Consider the following 14,711-nt stretch of genomic DNA (forward strand, 5'->3'; position numbering starts at 1 on the left):
GGTGGCCGCCGTCCGGCGGCGGATCGGATCAGTGACTGGCGCCGACGCGCGCGCCCGGGTGCAGCGTGGCGGCGCCCACGACGCCGAGATGACCGTGGTCGACCAGCCAGACCGGCACCTGTTCGAGGAACGGCCGCATCACACCCTTGTTGAAGAAGCGTTCGCCAAAGCGGCTGGCCAGCAGGAACTCACGCATCTGAGGCAGGATGCCGCCAGCGAGGAAGATGCCCCCGCGCGCGCCATACAGCATCGCCAGGTCGCCGACGAAGCCGCCAAGCACCGCGCAGAAGACGTCCAGCGCGGTACGCGCGGCATCGTCGGAGCCCGCGATACCCGCGGCGCTCACCGCGTCCGGCGTGGTCAGCGAGGGCTCGCCACCGCGCAGCTCGCACACGGCGCGATAGGTGTTGAGCAGGCCGGGGCCGGAAATGATCGCTTCGTACGAGACATACGGGCGCGAGCGCGCGAGGATGCGCCATATCCCGGTTTCCACCTCGTCCCCCGGCGCCAGCGCGATCTGGCCCGCTTCGGTGGAGAGCACCTGCGCATGCGGCGCGCCGGGCAGCAGCACGGCCGACCCCAGGCCGGTGCCCGGGCCCATCACGATCACGGGCGAGCGCGGGTCGGCCGGCTGGCCCGGGAGGATGGTCGTGGCCTCGGTGCGATCGACGAACTGGCTCGCATAGGCCACGGCCTCGAAATCGTTGACCACTTCGAGCGTGTCGGTGCCAAGCGTGGAGCGGATCTCCGACAGCGAGACGCGCCATGGCAGGTTGCTGTTGGCGACGCTGTCGCCCAGCACGAATCCGGCGATGGCGATGGCGCAGCGTTCCACCCCCTGCGGCGCCGACGCGGCGTGCTTGCCGAGAAAATCATGGAGGATGGCGGCGAGGCTGGGCCACTCCGCGCCGACGTAGCGATGGTGGCAGAGCACCTGCACGGGAGCCCTTGCGTCGACGCCCTGGGCGACGAGCGCCACCCGCGCGTGCGTACCGCCTACGTCCGCCGCGAGAATCGGCCTCGCCGCCTGCGACAAGGGCAGGGCGGTCGGGTGATTGGCAAGTGTCCCCATCGAAAAAGCCTCACGCGTCGACGACCCGCGCGACGGGCATCGGATGAGGCTCGCGGGCGCGGTATACGTCCCTGAGTTTTTCCCGCACGTGACAACGTTGTCAATGAATTTGATGTTTACTGGTGAAAAAGGATCAAAATCGCAATCGGTCAGGCCGTTTTCGTAACAGGAGCCGGCACGCGGGGCTGTTCTGTCCAGGTGCTTTAAACGTATGAAAGGTAAACGTTTTCATTCACATCTTCAACCCGACTCCGGTGTGCTTCTGCCGTCTTCGCGGGCATTCCTGGGTGTCCCGGGGTGCGATCATGGGCGCGCCACGGCCAGATGCCGGGCCCGTCCCATCACCTGAGAAAGGAATGCCATGAAACGCATGTTTCGTTTGACTGTCGCCATGCTGCTCGTCGCCTCGGCGACGCCCGCGTTCGCCGCGGGCGCGTCGATGTCGCTATGGGATCAGATCTGGCTGGCCATCACGGGAAAGGCTCCCGTCCAAGTGGCCGACGCCGGGCATTGCGATAACCCGCGCGAGTGCAACATCAGCTTCAAGTGAGTCATGGCGTCCGGATGGCGCGTCGCGCGATTCGGACGCCCGCCACCATCGCGCCGGAAATGACGAGCGAGAGGATGACCTGGGCGCGGATCACGGCCGGATCGAGCAACGCGGTGGTGGTCGCGGCCATGGCGATACTCGCCAGCATGCCGGCCACCGCACCACCGGTCCATCCATGCCGTGCGGTAGCGACCATTACCGGCACGATCATCGCGACGCGCGCCAGTTCGCGGACACCCTTGTGGTGCGTGCCGATCGCGACGACCAGGCACATCACGAGGGGCACCGCCAGCAACAGCGTATCGCGCAGCAGCGGATGACGGATGGCGTCGTGAACGCTGTGACCCCGGAGGCCGACGCTGTAGCGGATGGCGACGAGCACGGGCGTCAGGGTGAGCGCGCCGAGGTAGCTGCCCAGCAGGTAGGCCATGAAGTCAGGCAAGGCCTCGTTCCACCAGGCGGTCATGCCGTCGGGCCGGGCGAGATAGACGATGAAGACGCCGATGTCGTTTCGCAGCGCCGTGACGATCGCACAGGCGAGGGTCGCGGCGAGGATCGTCGACATATGGGGGCGGCCGCCGTCGTCGTACATGGCCATGCGTCGACGTATGGCGGCGACGACCGGCATGCAGAGCAACATCACCGGCATCGAGGCGAAGACCGTCCACACCGCGCCGAAATCCTGCAGGCACAAGAGCGCCGATTCGGTCATGGGCAACGCCTCGCCGACGACGAGGGCGGGCCAGAAGCGTCGGGGCACGAGCAGTAGGCACGCGAGGCGCAGGCCCGCGGTGAGCATCCAGTGGGAGAACGAAAAATGACGGGCCACTTCGTAGCAGGCCGCGTAGGCGGCGGCGACCGCGACGTAATGTCCGAGCGGAACCCGGCTTGTCTGTTCTCCCCGCGATGTCATCGGTGATTCCGTTCGAAGAGTGCCTGCACGTGTGAGGCGAGCCCTCGCCAACCTGCCACGAGGGAAATCAAAGACCGTGGGATTAGTCTGCCCCAAGAGCACTTGCCGATGCATCCCATTCCCACGATTGCTGCCTGAAGTGCGTACTGGTCCTCATTCGATGGCGTCGCGCGGGGGCGTGCGCGATCAGCACTGCCGAAAAGGTGCCACCGCCCCGCGTCGGGGCAGGACGATGACGGTGAGGGGAAGCCGGTGAGGGCCGGCCTCCCCTTGTCCTCTCAGTACCCGAGGTTGCTCAGGAACCGCTTCGTGTACTGCAACACGCTCGTGCTCGGCAGCGAGTTGCAGGTCGGCGACGCGGTGCTCTGCGAACACGGCGTGTCGCGATCGAGCGACCAGAAGTGCACGCCGGCGAGCTTATTGGCCTCCGCATAGGTCGTGACCTTGTCGATGTCGGCGATCGTGAAGATCTCGCTCGAGGTATCGTTCACCCCGATCATCGGCGTGACTTCGATCTTCGAGAACGGGATGCCGTAGGTGTGCTGGAGGTTCTTTACCGCCTGGATCGTCGACTGGCCCATGTCGCAGCTGCCGTTGACCACGACGCAAAGGCCGGGGCCGGTCGAGCCGAAGTCCATCGTCATCAGGTTGATGGTGTAGTTCTTCAGGCTGGATGCCTGGATCATCTTGACCACCTTGTCGCCCGTGGCGTTGAGGCCGCCGTAGCTGCCGTCGGACGCCGCAAGCGTGGCCAGCGTGAACGAGAAGCGCAGGTTCGGATAGGTGGCCTGCACGGCGGCGGAGTTGTTGACCAGCGCCTGCAACTGCGCATCGCTCTGCCCGCCTTCGATGTCGTAGTCGATACCCACGAGGTGGGCGCTGTTGTAGCGCGCGATGAAGCTGCTCAGGCCGGTCGCGCTGCCGCATGTGAACACGCCCGCCTGGCCGCCGGTGGAGACGACGTAGTTCACCCCGGCGCTGTTGAGGCGCTGGATGTTCGCCGAGGCGAAGGTCTGTCCGGGAATGCCGCCCCAGTTTTCGCTGCCGCATTCGCCGGTGGCGAAGGCGAGGGTCAAGGCGCCGAGGTTGGGGACCTGGGTGGACACCAGGCTGCCGGAGCCGACGACGGGCAGGCGGGTGCCGGTGACCGACGACGACATGATGTTGGTGTTCCAGTCCATGTTGATCGTGACGTCCTTGTAAGGGCTGAATAGCAGGTCGCCCGCGCCCGGAGGCGGATTGCCGGGGTTGCCGCCGCCGCTGCCGCCGCCATCGCCGCCACCGCCACCGCCGCCGCCGCCGCCGCCGCCGCCGCTGCCGCCGCTGCCGCTGCAGCTGCCTTGCGACGTCCAGGGCTGACCGCTGCCCGCGCCCCCGCTGTGCGTGGCCGGGTCGTCGCCCTGCGTCCACCAGTTGGCGATGTAGTTGCTGCCGTTGCGACTGGCGACGTTACCGCCCGTATAGACCGTGCCGGCGCTCCAGCTCGCCGCGCAGGCGCTGGCGGCGTGGGCGACGCCGGTGGGAACGATGGCGGAAAGGGCCAGCGCGATGGCGACGCCGAGCGTGCCCGCGCAACCGCCGACGACCGCGCCGGGGCGCGATGTGCGTGTCTTCAAGAACATGGTGTGTCTCCCTGGTCGAGTGATGACGCAACGCGAAGGGAAGGTGCATGCCTTCCCCCGAGGTACTGCCGAACGTGCGAAAAGCGAGTCCGGTTTAGTCCTGCATGACAACGTTGTCTATACCTCGGCATGGTCAAATGTGACGCGGAAAGTGAAGAGCCGATGGCGCGATGCGGCAGATATTCTTGGGAAAACGTGTGCTCCATGGCCGAAGTCGGCTGACGCGGCGCACCAGGGGATCGATAGGCTTTTTCGGCCAGAATGGCTTATCGATGACAACGAAGGTCATCGTGTGGACATCCGGTCACGCGAGCACCCGGCTACCGCAGGGGCGGGAGCCGATCGCATCGACGATCCGGCGGTAGCCAGCCCAAGGCGAGCAGAGCATTCGCGGACACCGTCCGCTCTTACCCGATCAACGCGAGGCGGTGTCGTCCTGGACTTCGGACGCTCCCATGTCCTGGGGCTGCCGCACCGCCCCGTTGCCCGGCTTGCCCAGCTCGAAATCGCGGTAGCGATTCGGATTGCCGACGCGCCCGGCTTCGGCGGCCTTCGCGATGTTGTACATCTCACGCGCCGTCACGTAATGCAGCACGTAGCGCGTGCCGTCGTTGTAATGCGATTCCAGGTAGGCATGCATGTCGTCGACCGGCTTGCCCAGCAGCGTGTCCATGTCGCGCTCCTGCGTGCCGTGCGTGTGCACCTTCACGAAGACCCATTCGGGACGCCCCTGCACATGCACGCCGGTGCGAACCCACTGGTCGACGCGATCGCGGGTGGGCGGACAGCCGCGACGCACATCGGAATTCTCGATGCGCGGAATGACACCGAAGCGGCGGTGTTTCCAGTTCAGCCCGAGCACGCCCTGGATGATCAGCAGGTCGCCGCTGGGTTGACCGCCTACCCGCATGCGGACGCCGGTATCGTGCGATTTCGGTCGGTGCGGATCGTCCGTCGCGTAGTAGATGGCGTTGGACATCCGCGTCTGCGTCTCGCTCGGCGCGGAGGGCAGGGTGAAATCGGCGTAGCAGCCCAGCTCGCGTAGCAGCACCAGTTCGTTGTCGATGCCGCACCATCGACCATCCGCACGCGAGTTGTCCAGGCACCAGTTGCCATGGATGAAGGCGAAACGCAGCTGACCGGTCTTCGGATCGCGCGGCAGGGCGTCGTGCCGCTCGTGCAGCAGACGGTTGAAGCGGTCGATCGTCGCGACGAAGTTCTCGGGGGTGTCGTTGTCATGATGCAGGTGGATTTCAATCTCGCCATAGCCGTCGGCGCAGAGCGCCTGGAGCTTGTCGAGGTGCTCGGGCAGGTACTCTTCTTCCGGATAAAAGAAGCTGTGCTGCGGCACGCGCCCGTCGGCATCGCGATGGCGCGACGCCATGGCACGGTAGTCGTGGCACCAGCGATCCACGCGCCGCCGCTGGGTAGGCAGGTCGACCCGGCCCCAGTTAGGCTCGAAGTGGTCGACAAAGCAGAACAGCACGTGCACCGGACCCTGCACCCGCGGTGGGCGGACGCGGGTGAGATAGCCCCACAGCCAGTACTGCATGTTGCGCGCGCGGATCGCCAGGACCACGGCGGCGGCCACGGCGAGCAGCCCGGCGGCGAGCAGGATCATGCGGCGGCTCCGCCCGGCACCAGCGTCAGCAACTGCTCGGCGTTGTTGCGCCACTGCCGTTCGCTGGCGATGTAGGCACGCGCGGCCTCGCCCACGCGGCGCCGTTCGTCACCCAGGGAAGCCAGGGTGAGCACGCGCTCCACGCACGCGGCGTCGTCGCCGCGCGGAAACAGCCAGCCGGTCCGCCCGTCGTCGATCACTTCCGCCACCGGCGCATAGTCGGGTGCCACCACGGCCACTCCCATTCCCATGAATTCGAACAGTTTCATGGGCGAGCCGTAGTGATTGGAATTCGGCAGGACGGCATAGTCCATGCAGGCGATCCAGCTGGCGACGGCGTCGTGGGGGACGCGTCCCGGCAGAAGCACGCGATCGGCGAGCCCCCGCTCGGCCACGCGCTCGCGCACGGCCGGCAGGGTCTTGCCGTCGCCCACGAAGACAAGGGCCAGGTGGGGGGCCTCCGCCAGCCGGTGGGCGATGGCGTCGATGAAGGCGTCCATGCCATGCCAGTGCGCGAACGCACCGATATGACCGCACACCGTGCGTCCTTCCAGGCCCCGTTCGCGGCGCAGGCTGGCGCGGTCGAAGCGCGCCGGGTCGAAACGGGGCAGGTCGACCGCGTTGGGCGACACCACCGAAGGGGCGATGTCGCCATACGCCGCGCGGGCCTGGTCGCGGAAGTAGGTCGAGATGAATACCAGGCCCGTGGCGTGGCGCAGGCACCACCGTTCGATGCGGCGGGCCACGCCTTTCATGGTCAGCGGGCGCACCCGGTCGACCAGGGCCGAATCGTTGATCTCCAGCACGATAGGCACGCCGCGCCGTCGCGCGAGCCACACCGTGGCGAACAGGAACAGCGAATAGCGCTCGTAGACCAGCGACGGGGCGCCGCGGCGCCACGCCCAGGCCATCCGCGCCACGGTCACCGCGTTGTAGAGCAGTTCGAAGAGTTCGAACACGGCGCCCGGCAGGCGCGTCACCCATGTCGCGACGCGTCCCGGCGTGCCGCCGCCCGAGGGCTCGTCCGGCTCGCGCTCCGGGTCGGCCCCGGGAAACGACATCACCGCCACGCGGTGGCCCAGTTCGCGCAGCGCCTGCACGATGCCGCGGATATGCACACCCTCCACGTGTCGGCCCCGCGTGCGATGGTGATAAAGAATGTTCATGGCGCATTTCCCGGCAGCGCGGCGAAGCGCATGCCGCGGGCGTGCCACGCGGGCAGCACGCGGTCGAGGGCTCGCGCGGCCTTGTCGCTGTCGTCGTGCATGAGCACGATATCGCCGGGCCCGGGGGGCTGATCGAGCAGGCGGGCGATGAGATCGTCGACGGGGCGGTCCTGGTAATCGAGGCTGTCGTACGACCAGTAGACGAGGCTGCGCCGGTGTGCGGCGAAGTGCATGAACAGGCGCGCGCCCACGTAGCCGCTCGGCGGTCGCATGCGGTGATGCGGACGGTCGTCGAAGCGGCGCAGCAAGGCGTCGGTGCGATACACCTCCTCAAGCTGTTTTGCGATATCCATGCGGGCGAACGACCAGTGGCTGTACGAATGGTTGCCGACCATGTGCCCCTCGGCGACGATCCTCGCGACGATCGCCGGGTAGGCCTCGATCTTCTCGCCGACCAGAAAGAAGCTCGCCTTCACCCCGTGGCGGGCGAGGACGTCGAGCAGGTCCGGCGTGTGCTCGGGGTCCGGTCCGTCGTCGAAGGTGAGATAGCGCAAGGCGCTGTCGCGCGTGCGGGTCAGCACCAGCGTATCGGGCAGCAGGCCCAGGAGGTCGTGCTTTTTCGGCCGGCGGATCATGCGTTGGCGCTCATGCGCAGTGATGGGCGTGCCGCGACCCGCTCCAGCATTCGTTCGAGACGGTCGATGTTGTCGTCCCAGCGGAAGGCGGCGGCGTGGGCGGCGATGGCGTGGGCGTCGAAGCGACCCTCCAGGGCGTCGACCAACGCGACGCCCAGGCGGCGCGGATCGCGCGGGGGTACGAGGATGCCCGCCAGGGCAGGCAACACTTCGGGAATGCCGCCGACGGCCGTGGCGACCACGGGCGTGCCGCAGGCCATCGCTTCGAGCACCACGTTGGGCACGCCTTCGTTATGGCTGGGCAGGCAGAGCAGGTCGGCGGCGCGAAACCAGTCGGCCAGCGCCGCGTGCTCGCACGCGCCCTGAAAACGCACGTGCTCGCCACAGACTGACCGCGCCGCGGCCGCCAGGCTCGCACGATCGGGGCCGTCGCCGACGAAGACCAGCCGCGCGTCATGGTGGCGCGCGGCCAGCGCCGGGAACGCGCTGACGAGGTCGTGGCATCCCTTGCTGGTTTTCAGGTTGCCGACATAGAGCACGAGGGGCACCTCGGGTGGCACCCCGAGCTTGCGGCGCGCGGCGGCGCGGTCGCCGGGATGGAACAGCCACGCGTCCACCCCGTTGTAGACGGTCTCCACGCACGCGGCGGGCGCCCCGAGCGCCACGGCCTTCGCCGCGAGGGCCTTGCTCACCGCCACGACGCCGCCGGCATGGCGCATGGCCTGGCGGACCTGGGGCCGGCGAAGACGCGCCTGGGCCTGCACGTTCAGGTCGCTGCCGTGCACCTTGACCACGTAGGGGATGCCCAACAGTCGCGCGATCCAGCCCGCGGCCACGGCATCGGGAAAGGCCCAACTGGCCAGCAGCACGTCATAACGCGCGGCGCGCAGGGCACGGCCGCGCTGCCACAGGGCGCACAGGAAAAAACACACCGCGTTGAGGCACCTGCCCACGCCCGGGGGGTGGTAGAACGTGAAATGGTCGGTGTGGATGCCCGGCACGTTCGCGTCCGCCTGGCGTGGGCCGAGGCGTTCGCGAAAATCCACGGCGGTCAGCACGTGTACCGCATGGCGCCGGGCGAGGCGCTGGAACTGTTGGCGGTTGAACGTGCCGCGGCGGGGGTCCCACGGGGTGGGAAACAGGTTGGTGATCACCAGCACTTTCATGGGCAGGTTTCCACGCCGCCGAAATAGAGTTGCCCGTAGCGCGCGGCCATCCGTTCCAGCGAGCCGTGGGTTTCGACCCACGCCCTTGCGGCCTGGCCCAGCCCGGACGCCTGCTGCGTGGCGTGCAGCATCTCGCGCATGGCCTCGGCCAGGGCCGTCGGGTCGGCCGCGGGCACGATACGGCCGGTGCGGCGGTCGCGGACGATTTCCGCGTTGCCGCCGACGTCGGTGGCCACGATCGGCAGGCCCGTGGCGCAGGCCTCGAGCAGCGCCATGGAATAGCCCTCGGTGACCGACGACAGCACGAAGAGGTCCATGCCCTGCAACAGCTCGCGCACGTCGCCGCGATCGCCCAGGAAGTGCACGCTGCCGGCCACGCCTTCGTCGAACGCGATATGCCGCAAGGCGTCGCGCAGTTCGCCGTCGCCCACGATCACCAGGGCGGTGTCCGGACGTTGGCGACGCACGGCACGAAACGCACGGATGAGCCCGGCGTGGTCTTTGGTCCAGTTGAGCCGGCCCACGGTGCCGACGATGCGCGTGCCCACCGGCACGTTGATCATGCGTGCCAGGCGTTCGTGCATGGTGTCGGATGCGAGGTCGAAGCGATCCACGACGATACCGTTGGGCACCACGCAGGTCTTGGCCGACGGTGCGATGCCGAGGCGGATGGCGTCGGCACGGGCGGCTTCGCAAACGGTCACGACCGTATCGGTCGACCGCATGGCCCGGCGGAACAACCATTCGCGTCGGCCCGGCTTCCGCGCCGCGCCCATGCCGTGCCGCGTGTTGATGACCTGTCGGATGCCCAGCCCCACGGCGGCCAGCACCGCCTGGTAATGGGCGACGGCGTTGTGCGTGTGCAGCACCTCGGTGCGGTGCGCGGCGAGGTGGAGCCGCGCGCGCGCGATCGCGCGCAGGTCAAGTCCGTCGCGTTTGCCGCAGGCATGCACCGGAATACCCAGCGCGTCGAGCTCGTCGGCCAGCACGCCCCTGTCGTAAAGGCATACCACCTGGACGCGATCGCCGTGAGCATGCTGGGCCTTCACGAGGTCGAGCACCATCCGCTCCAGGCCGCCGCGATTGAGGTTCTCCACGAAGTGGGTGAGGTTCACGGGACAAGCTCCGAAACGGTGACCCGCAGCTTTCCGCTGCGGGTGAGGGGGATGTCGTCGACGAAGTGGCAATGCAACGAGGCGCGATCGCCGAGCACGCGGGTGACTTCGCGCCGGATGTAGTCGAGCGAGGCGTCGTCAAACGCGCGGCCGCGCACGATGGACAGGTCCAGGCGGTCCAGTTGGCGCTGCACCAGCTGGAAGCGGGTCAGCCCGGGAACGTCCTTCAGCATGTGCGGGAAGAACTCGCCCGGGAGGATCCGCCCATCCGGCGTACGGATGGCATCGAGCTTGCGGCCGTCCACGGCATCGAGCATCGGCAGCCCGCGCCCGCACGCACAGCGTCGCGCCCGCGGCGTCGCCATGTCGCCGTTGACGTAGCGGATGAACGGCATGCCGTGGTTGAACAGGTCGGTGATCGCGACCTCGCCGCTGCCGTGGCGTACGGGCGACCCGTCGTCGCCCAACGTCTCCACGATCAGATGGTCGGCGTTCACGTGCAGCCCATCGCGGTGTTCGCACTCGGAGGCGATGAGCATGAACTCGCGGCAACCGTAGGTGTTGAAGGCCGGCGCGCCGAAGGCGCGCTGGATGATCTCGCGCTGGAACGGATGCAACGCTTCGGCGGCCCCGATGATCGACGCTGGCGTTGCCACGCGTCGCCCGGTGGCCAGCAGCCACTCGGCCAGGCGCACGAGCGGACCGACGTAACCCACGATCACCTCGGGCCGGTAGGCGTCGATCGCGTCAGCGTAATCGGCCATGTTCGACTCGCTCATGGGAAAGCTGTCGAGCATCCGTCGCGCGAACACCGCGTCGTAGGCACGGTCTTTCCAGGCCTGCGCACGGCGTCGCGTGCCGACCGGACCACCCCACAGGAACAGCGTGCGCCGTCCCATGCGCGAACCGGCCCAGCCGTACCCGCGCCACATCACGGCCACGCGGCGGTCGTTGCTCTCGCGGGTGAAGCCGAAACGCAGAGGCTCGCCGGTGGATCCGCCGGTAGCCTTATAGGCGAGCGAATCCTTCAACGACACCGCTTTCATGTCCTCGAAGTTGTCGCGGATGTCGGCCTTGGTCAGTACCGGCAGCAAGGCGATGTCCTCCGGCCGGCGGATGTCGAAGGGTGTGATGCCGAGCGCGTCCCAGCGACGTCGGTAGTAAGGCACCTCGCGATGGCACCAATGGATCAGCCGGCGCAGCCGCTCGAACTGGAGCGTGCGCAGATCGTCGGGCGCGAGCCACTGGTCGCGTTCGTAGCGGCGCATGTGGGCCGGCGTACCGCGACGGCGCAGGCCGCCTTCGTAGGCCGGCCAGATGACGTGCCGAAGGGCGCGGGCGTAGAAGCTCATGTCAGGTAGTCCGCAGCAGCACGGCGACGAGCGCGAAAATGAAGGCGACGCCGCAGGCGCCGGCGGGTAGCCAGCGCCAGCCGCCGTCGGCGAGTCGGAACACGGGCAGGTCCGGCCAGCGGCGACGGGCGCCGACGTAATAGCCGGCGACCATGGCCGCGATGAGGTAGAGCACCACCATGTAGCTGCGGCTGAGGAAGAACGCGGCCGAAAACAGGCCGCACAGCGACAGCAGAAGCGTCAGCGCCATCTGCCGCTCGGCCACCCAAGCCGCGGCGACCTGGGCGGCCGGCGTCTCGGGCGGACGGTGACGGACCACCGTGAGCATCATCCAGAAGCCGTAGCCCACGAACGCCAGCCACACCACGAAGCCCGCGAAGCCGGTTTCCGCCAGTACGAGCACGAACGAGTTGTGCGCGGTCAGTTCGTTGTATTCGGTGAAGTTGCCCGCGCCCACGCCGAACAAGGGATGGTCGCGGAACATCTCCAGCCCGGCATACCACGCATCGACACGGCCGGCGGCGGACTCTTCCCCCGCGTCGAGTTCGTCCATGCGCGAAGACAGCACCTTCATCGCCGCTAGCCCCACGACCCCGAGCAAGCCGGCCGTGACGAGGCCGCGCCGGTACCAGAGGTAGCCTCCCCCGACCACCAGCACGGCAAGCATCGCGCCGCGCGAATTGGTGAGGTACGTGCCGTAAAGCAGCAGCGACGCACAGCCCAGCCAGAAGACGCGCGCCACGCCCCGCCCGGGACGCGCGAGGAACATCGCCATCGGCAGTGTTGCGACGAAGAGCAGTCCGAGGTCGTTGGGGTCGTTGAAGATACCGACGTACTGGATGCGCCCGCCTTCGCCGATCGGCATGCCCGTCCAGCCCATGCCCGTACGCGCCTGTTGTACGCCGTGCAGGGCGAGTACGACGGCGCAGAGGGTGAACACCGCCATGGCCACGCTCACGCGGCGCTGCGTGGTGCATGCCGCGCCAAACACGAAAAAGGCGATCACCACCGGGCCGAAGCGGGTGAGTTCGTCCAGGGCGCCGCCGCTCCACCCGTTGGTGACCTGCGACACCATCAGGATCAACAGGAACGCCGGCAGGATCACGAACTGCGGCGCCTCGAAGGTCTTCGATCCGGAGAACAGCCAGGCCAGGAACGCCAGCACCAGCACCGCCGGCAGGATCGGCACGAGGTCCAGTCCCGGCACGTAGTCCTGCGGCCGGATGATGGTGAGCACCACGTAGACGAGGATCAGGGGGAACATGGGGCGTCCTGCGGTCCGCGCACCTCGTGGGCGACGGTCGGGTAAGTCATCCACTGCGGCAGGGCGAGCATCGCCGCGAACCAGCCCGGACCCATGGTGCTTTCCACGGGCAGGCGGTGGAGCGCATAGCGGTTTTCCGAGGGTTCCGCGTTGGTGCCGCAGACATAGCTGCATGCAAGCCGGAACCCCGCGTTGCGCGTCGCGGAGATCACCGCGTCGTTGTAGGCACGGTCCCCGCCGACGGGATACGACATGAGTATCGCGGGCTGGGCCAGCTCGCGATCGAGCGTCGCCTTGGACTGGCGGATCTCGCGCGTCATCTCGTCCAGCGGCAGGCGGGCCAGCATGCGGTGGTGCACGCCATGCGAGCCGATCTCCAGTCCGGCGCGTTCCATGGCGCGGATCTGGTCCCAGGTCATGGGCCGGCACTGCCTGGGGCGGGCGTCGGCGGATGGCAGGTTCCATTCCGCTTCCAGCCGTTCGGTCATCGCGCTCTGGCCGAGCGCGTCGAGCCACTTCATGCGCAGCAGCACCTGGCCGGCGAGGCGGCGGCGCAGCGGCCGTTCGCGGGGCATCGGCACGTCGATGCCCAGTTCCGGGAGCGCGAGGCGCGGGGCCCCGGTCACCAGGATCATGTGCACCAGCCAGTCATAGGCGTAGGGCCTGCCGCTGTCGATGTGCCCGGTCGATACGAAGAACGTCGCGGGCACGCCCAGCTCGTCGAGGATCGGCGCGGCGACGTGGTAGTTGTCGTCGTACCCGTCGTCGAACGTGACGGCGACGGTATCCGGCGGCAGCGCCTCCCCGGCATCGAGCGCGGCGGCAACGTCGGTGAGCCGCATCGGGCGGAAATGGCGCTTGATCCGCTTCATCTGCTCGCGGAACTCGTGCGGCGGCGTGCTGATCAGTTCCAGGTCGAACGGGTAGGTCGCCGGATCGGGCAGCGGCATGACCCGATGGTAGGCGAGGATGCGCAGGTCGTGCTGCCACCACGCGCGCACCTTTTGCAGCGAGTGCAGCAGGCCGCTGGCGTAGCAGAGCTCGCCGAGCCGGCCCCGTATGCCGGGTGCGCCGCGGGCGGTCGGGTCGGTCACCATAGATGCAGCCTTCGATGGCGGGCGAAGGCGACCAGGGCCTGTGCCGCGAAGAGGTTGAGATAAAAGAAGGCCACCGCGATGCGTAGCGGCAGCCACCGGCCCAGGGTGGGGCGAAGGCGGGCGAGCGCGACCGCGAACGCGGCGAAGACGACGCCGAGAAAGCCGGACGCGTACATCGGGTGGCGGTTGAACAGCAGGCCGCAACCGACCGTGAAGGCCACGATCAACCAGGGCGCGAACAGGCGCAGCACCTTGTGGCTCACGAAGCGAAACCACAGTGGGTTGCTCCACGGCATCAGTAACCAGGGTGCCTGTTGCACCAACTGGTAGTTGCCCGCGAGGGTGCGTATCTTGCGGCGGCGCTCGTCCTGGGGATGGCGGGACGGTTGGTCCCAGGCGATGGCGCGCGGCTCGACGATCACCCGGTAACCGCGCGCGGCCACGCGCATCGGCACCAGCACGTCGTCGAGCACGGTGCCGGCGGGCAGGGGCTCGAACAGGTCGCGGCGCATCGCGTACAGCGCGCCGCTCACGCCGATGGTCGAGCCGGACCGGCTTTCGGCGTGGCGGATGGCCTTTTCGTAGCGCCAGTAGGTATCCACGCCCTGGGCGAAGCTGCCTCGCACGTTTTCCATGTGCAACTCGCCACCGGCCACGCCCACCGACGGGTCGGCGAGGTTCGCCACCAGTTCGCGCAGCGCGCTCGGGGCCAGGCGCTGGCGGATGTCGGTAAAGAGGATCACGTCGCCACGCGCGGCGGCGACGGCGTCGTTGAGACAGGCCGCCTTGCCCCGGCGTACCGCGAACTCGAGCACGTGCAGCCGTGCGTCGACGACGCGCCGGGCCAGCGCCGCGGTGTCGTCGGTGCAGCCATCGCAGGCCAGCACGATCTCGATGCTCCCCTGCGGATAGTCCAGCGCGCGCAGGTTGGCCAGCTTGGCGCGTACCCAGGCTGCGCCGTCGTGCGCGGCGATCACCACGGTCACGCTCGGCACGGCCGCGCGCCGTTCGATCCGCAAGGGACGCAGGCGCGCCAGGCACGCCACGAGCGCCGGATAGCCCACGAAGACGTGGACCAGCAGGACCGCGGACGACCAGCAAAGGAACCAGGCGATGTGGGTCATGGCGTTATCCCCCG

13 protein-coding genes are annotated in these 14,711 nt (G+C 68.2%); 1 reads left to right on the forward strand and 12 read right to left on the reverse strand.

What is annotated here, in order from left to right:
• Positions 1-28: 28 nt before the first annotated feature.
• Positions 29-1,072 (reverse strand): glucokinase, encoded by a 1,044-nt coding sequence (glk, locus tag PI246_RS13355; protein WP_320551799.1) that lies wholly within the window; start codon positions 1,070-1,072, stop codon positions 29-31.
• A 370-nt stretch (positions 1,073-1,442) separates the two neighbouring features.
• On the opposite strand from glk, the gene PI246_RS13360 reads away from it, so the two are divergent.
• On the forward strand, positions 1,443-1,622 hold the full coding sequence (locus tag PI246_RS13360) for a hypothetical protein (RefSeq protein WP_320551800.1): 180 nt from the start codon (positions 1,443-1,445) through the stop codon (positions 1,620-1,622).
• 1 nt (position 1,623) lies between these two features.
• On the opposite strand, the gene PI246_RS13365 is transcribed toward PI246_RS13360, so the two are convergent.
• The 11 genes from PI246_RS13365 to PI246_RS13415 form a co-directional block, all read right to left on the reverse strand.
• Positions 1,624-2,535 (reverse strand): MASE1 domain-containing protein, encoded by a 912-nt coding sequence (locus PI246_RS13365; RefSeq protein WP_320551801.1) that lies wholly within the window; start codon positions 2,533-2,535, stop codon positions 1,624-1,626.
• Between the two features lie 278 nt (positions 2,536-2,813).
• Positions 2,814-4,157 carry a carbohydrate-binding protein gene (locus tag PI246_RS13370; protein ID WP_320551802.1) on the reverse strand — a complete coding sequence of 448 codons (1,344 nt, stop codon included), beginning with the start codon at positions 4,155-4,157 and terminating at the stop codon, positions 2,814-2,816.
• Between the two features lie 415 nt (positions 4,158-4,572).
• Entirely contained in the window at positions 4,573-5,778 is a 1,206-nt protein-coding gene (locus PI246_RS13375) for a hypothetical protein (protein ID WP_320551803.1), read from the reverse strand.
• A complete protein-coding gene (locus tag PI246_RS13380) occupies positions 5,775-6,944 on the reverse strand; it encodes a glycosyltransferase family 4 protein (protein WP_320551804.1) in 1,170 nt (389 codons plus the stop codon). The genes PI246_RS13375 and PI246_RS13380 overlap by 4 nt, the downstream gene beginning before the upstream one ends.
• Positions 6,941-7,579: a polysaccharide deacetylase family protein gene (locus PI246_RS13385; protein WP_320551805.1), complete on the reverse strand. Its 639-nt coding sequence runs from the start codon at positions 7,577-7,579 to the stop codon at positions 6,941-6,943. Before PI246_RS13385 ends, PI246_RS13380 begins: the two co-directional genes overlap by 4 nt.
• A complete protein-coding gene (locus tag PI246_RS13390; protein WP_320551806.1) occupies positions 7,576-8,745 on the reverse strand; it encodes a glycosyltransferase in 1,170 nt (389 codons plus the stop codon). Before PI246_RS13390 ends, PI246_RS13385 begins: the two co-directional genes overlap by 4 nt.
• The gene (locus PI246_RS13395) at positions 8,742-9,860 is read right to left on the reverse strand and encodes a glycosyltransferase (RefSeq protein WP_320551807.1); all 1,119 of its coding nucleotides are present in this window, start codon (positions 9,858-9,860) and stop codon (positions 8,742-8,744) included. Before PI246_RS13395 ends, PI246_RS13390 begins: the two co-directional genes overlap by 4 nt.
• Positions 9,857-11,212, reverse strand: a complete 1,356-nt coding sequence (locus tag PI246_RS13400; RefSeq protein ID WP_320551808.1) for a phenylacetate--CoA ligase family protein — start codon at positions 11,210-11,212, stop codon at positions 9,857-9,859. Before PI246_RS13400 ends, PI246_RS13395 begins: the two co-directional genes overlap by 4 nt.
• 1 nt (position 11,213) lies before the next feature.
• Complete coding sequence (locus PI246_RS13405) at positions 11,214-12,476, reverse strand: O-antigen ligase family protein (RefSeq protein WP_320551809.1); 1,263 nt, start codon at positions 12,474-12,476, stop codon at positions 11,214-11,216.
• Entirely contained in the window at positions 12,464-13,573 is a 1,110-nt protein-coding gene (locus PI246_RS13410; RefSeq protein WP_320551810.1) for a polysaccharide deacetylase family protein, read from the reverse strand. Before PI246_RS13410 ends, PI246_RS13405 begins: the two co-directional genes overlap by 13 nt.
• Positions 13,567-14,697 carry a glycosyltransferase family 2 protein gene (locus tag PI246_RS13415; protein WP_320551811.1) on the reverse strand — a complete coding sequence of 377 codons (1,131 nt, stop codon included), beginning with the start codon at positions 14,695-14,697 and terminating at the stop codon, positions 13,567-13,569. Before PI246_RS13415 ends, PI246_RS13410 begins: the two co-directional genes overlap by 7 nt.
• Positions 14,698-14,711 lie beyond the last annotated feature (14 nt).

Source organism: Luteibacter sahnii, from assembly GCF_034063545.1.
In the GTDB taxonomy this organism is placed as follows: domain Bacteria; phylum Pseudomonadota; class Gammaproteobacteria; order Xanthomonadales; family Rhodanobacteraceae; genus Luteibacter; species Luteibacter sahnii.

What these genes read in the sequence shown, in the direction of transcription:
- glk (WP_320551799.1), bottom strand. Translation starts at nt 1,072, where the DNA reads ATGGGGACACTTGCCAATCACCCGACCGCCCTGCCCTTGTCGCAGGCG.
- PI246_RS13360 (WP_320551800.1), top strand. Translation starts at nt 1,443, where the DNA reads ATGTTTCGTTTGACTGTCGCCATGCTGCTCGTCGCCTCGGCGACGCCC.
- PI246_RS13365 (WP_320551801.1), bottom strand. Translation starts at nt 2,535, where the DNA reads ATGACATCGCGGGGAGAACAGACAAGCCGGGTTCCGCTCGGACATTAC.
- PI246_RS13370 (WP_320551802.1), bottom strand. Translation starts at nt 4,157, where the DNA reads ATGTTCTTGAAGACACGCACATCGCGCCCCGGCGCGGTCGTCGGCGGT.
- PI246_RS13375 (WP_320551803.1), bottom strand. Translation starts at nt 5,778, where the DNA reads ATGATCCTGCTCGCCGCCGGGCTGCTCGCCGTGGCCGCCGCCGTGGTC.
- PI246_RS13380 (WP_320551804.1), bottom strand. Translation starts at nt 6,944, where the DNA reads ATGAACATTCTTTATCACCATCGCACGCGGGGCCGACACGTGGAGGGT.
- PI246_RS13385 (WP_320551805.1), bottom strand. Translation starts at nt 7,579, where the DNA reads ATGATCCGCCGGCCGAAAAAGCACGACCTCCTGGGCCTGCTGCCCGAT.
- PI246_RS13390 (WP_320551806.1), bottom strand. Translation starts at nt 8,745, where the DNA reads ATGAAAGTGCTGGTGATCACCAACCTGTTTCCCACCCCGTGGGACCCC.
- PI246_RS13400 (WP_320551808.1), bottom strand. Translation starts at nt 11,212, where the DNA reads ATGAGCTTCTACGCCCGCGCCCTTCGGCACGTCATCTGGCCGGCCTAC.
- PI246_RS13405 (WP_320551809.1), bottom strand. Translation starts at nt 12,476, where the DNA reads ATGTTCCCCCTGATCCTCGTCTACGTGGTGCTCACCATCATCCGGCCG.
- PI246_RS13410 (WP_320551810.1), bottom strand. Translation starts at nt 13,573, where the DNA reads ATGGTGACCGACCCGACCGCCCGCGGCGCACCCGGCATACGGGGCCGG.
- PI246_RS13415 (WP_320551811.1), bottom strand. Translation starts at nt 14,697, where the DNA reads ATGACCCACATCGCCTGGTTCCTTTGCTGGTCGTCCGCGGTCCTGCTG.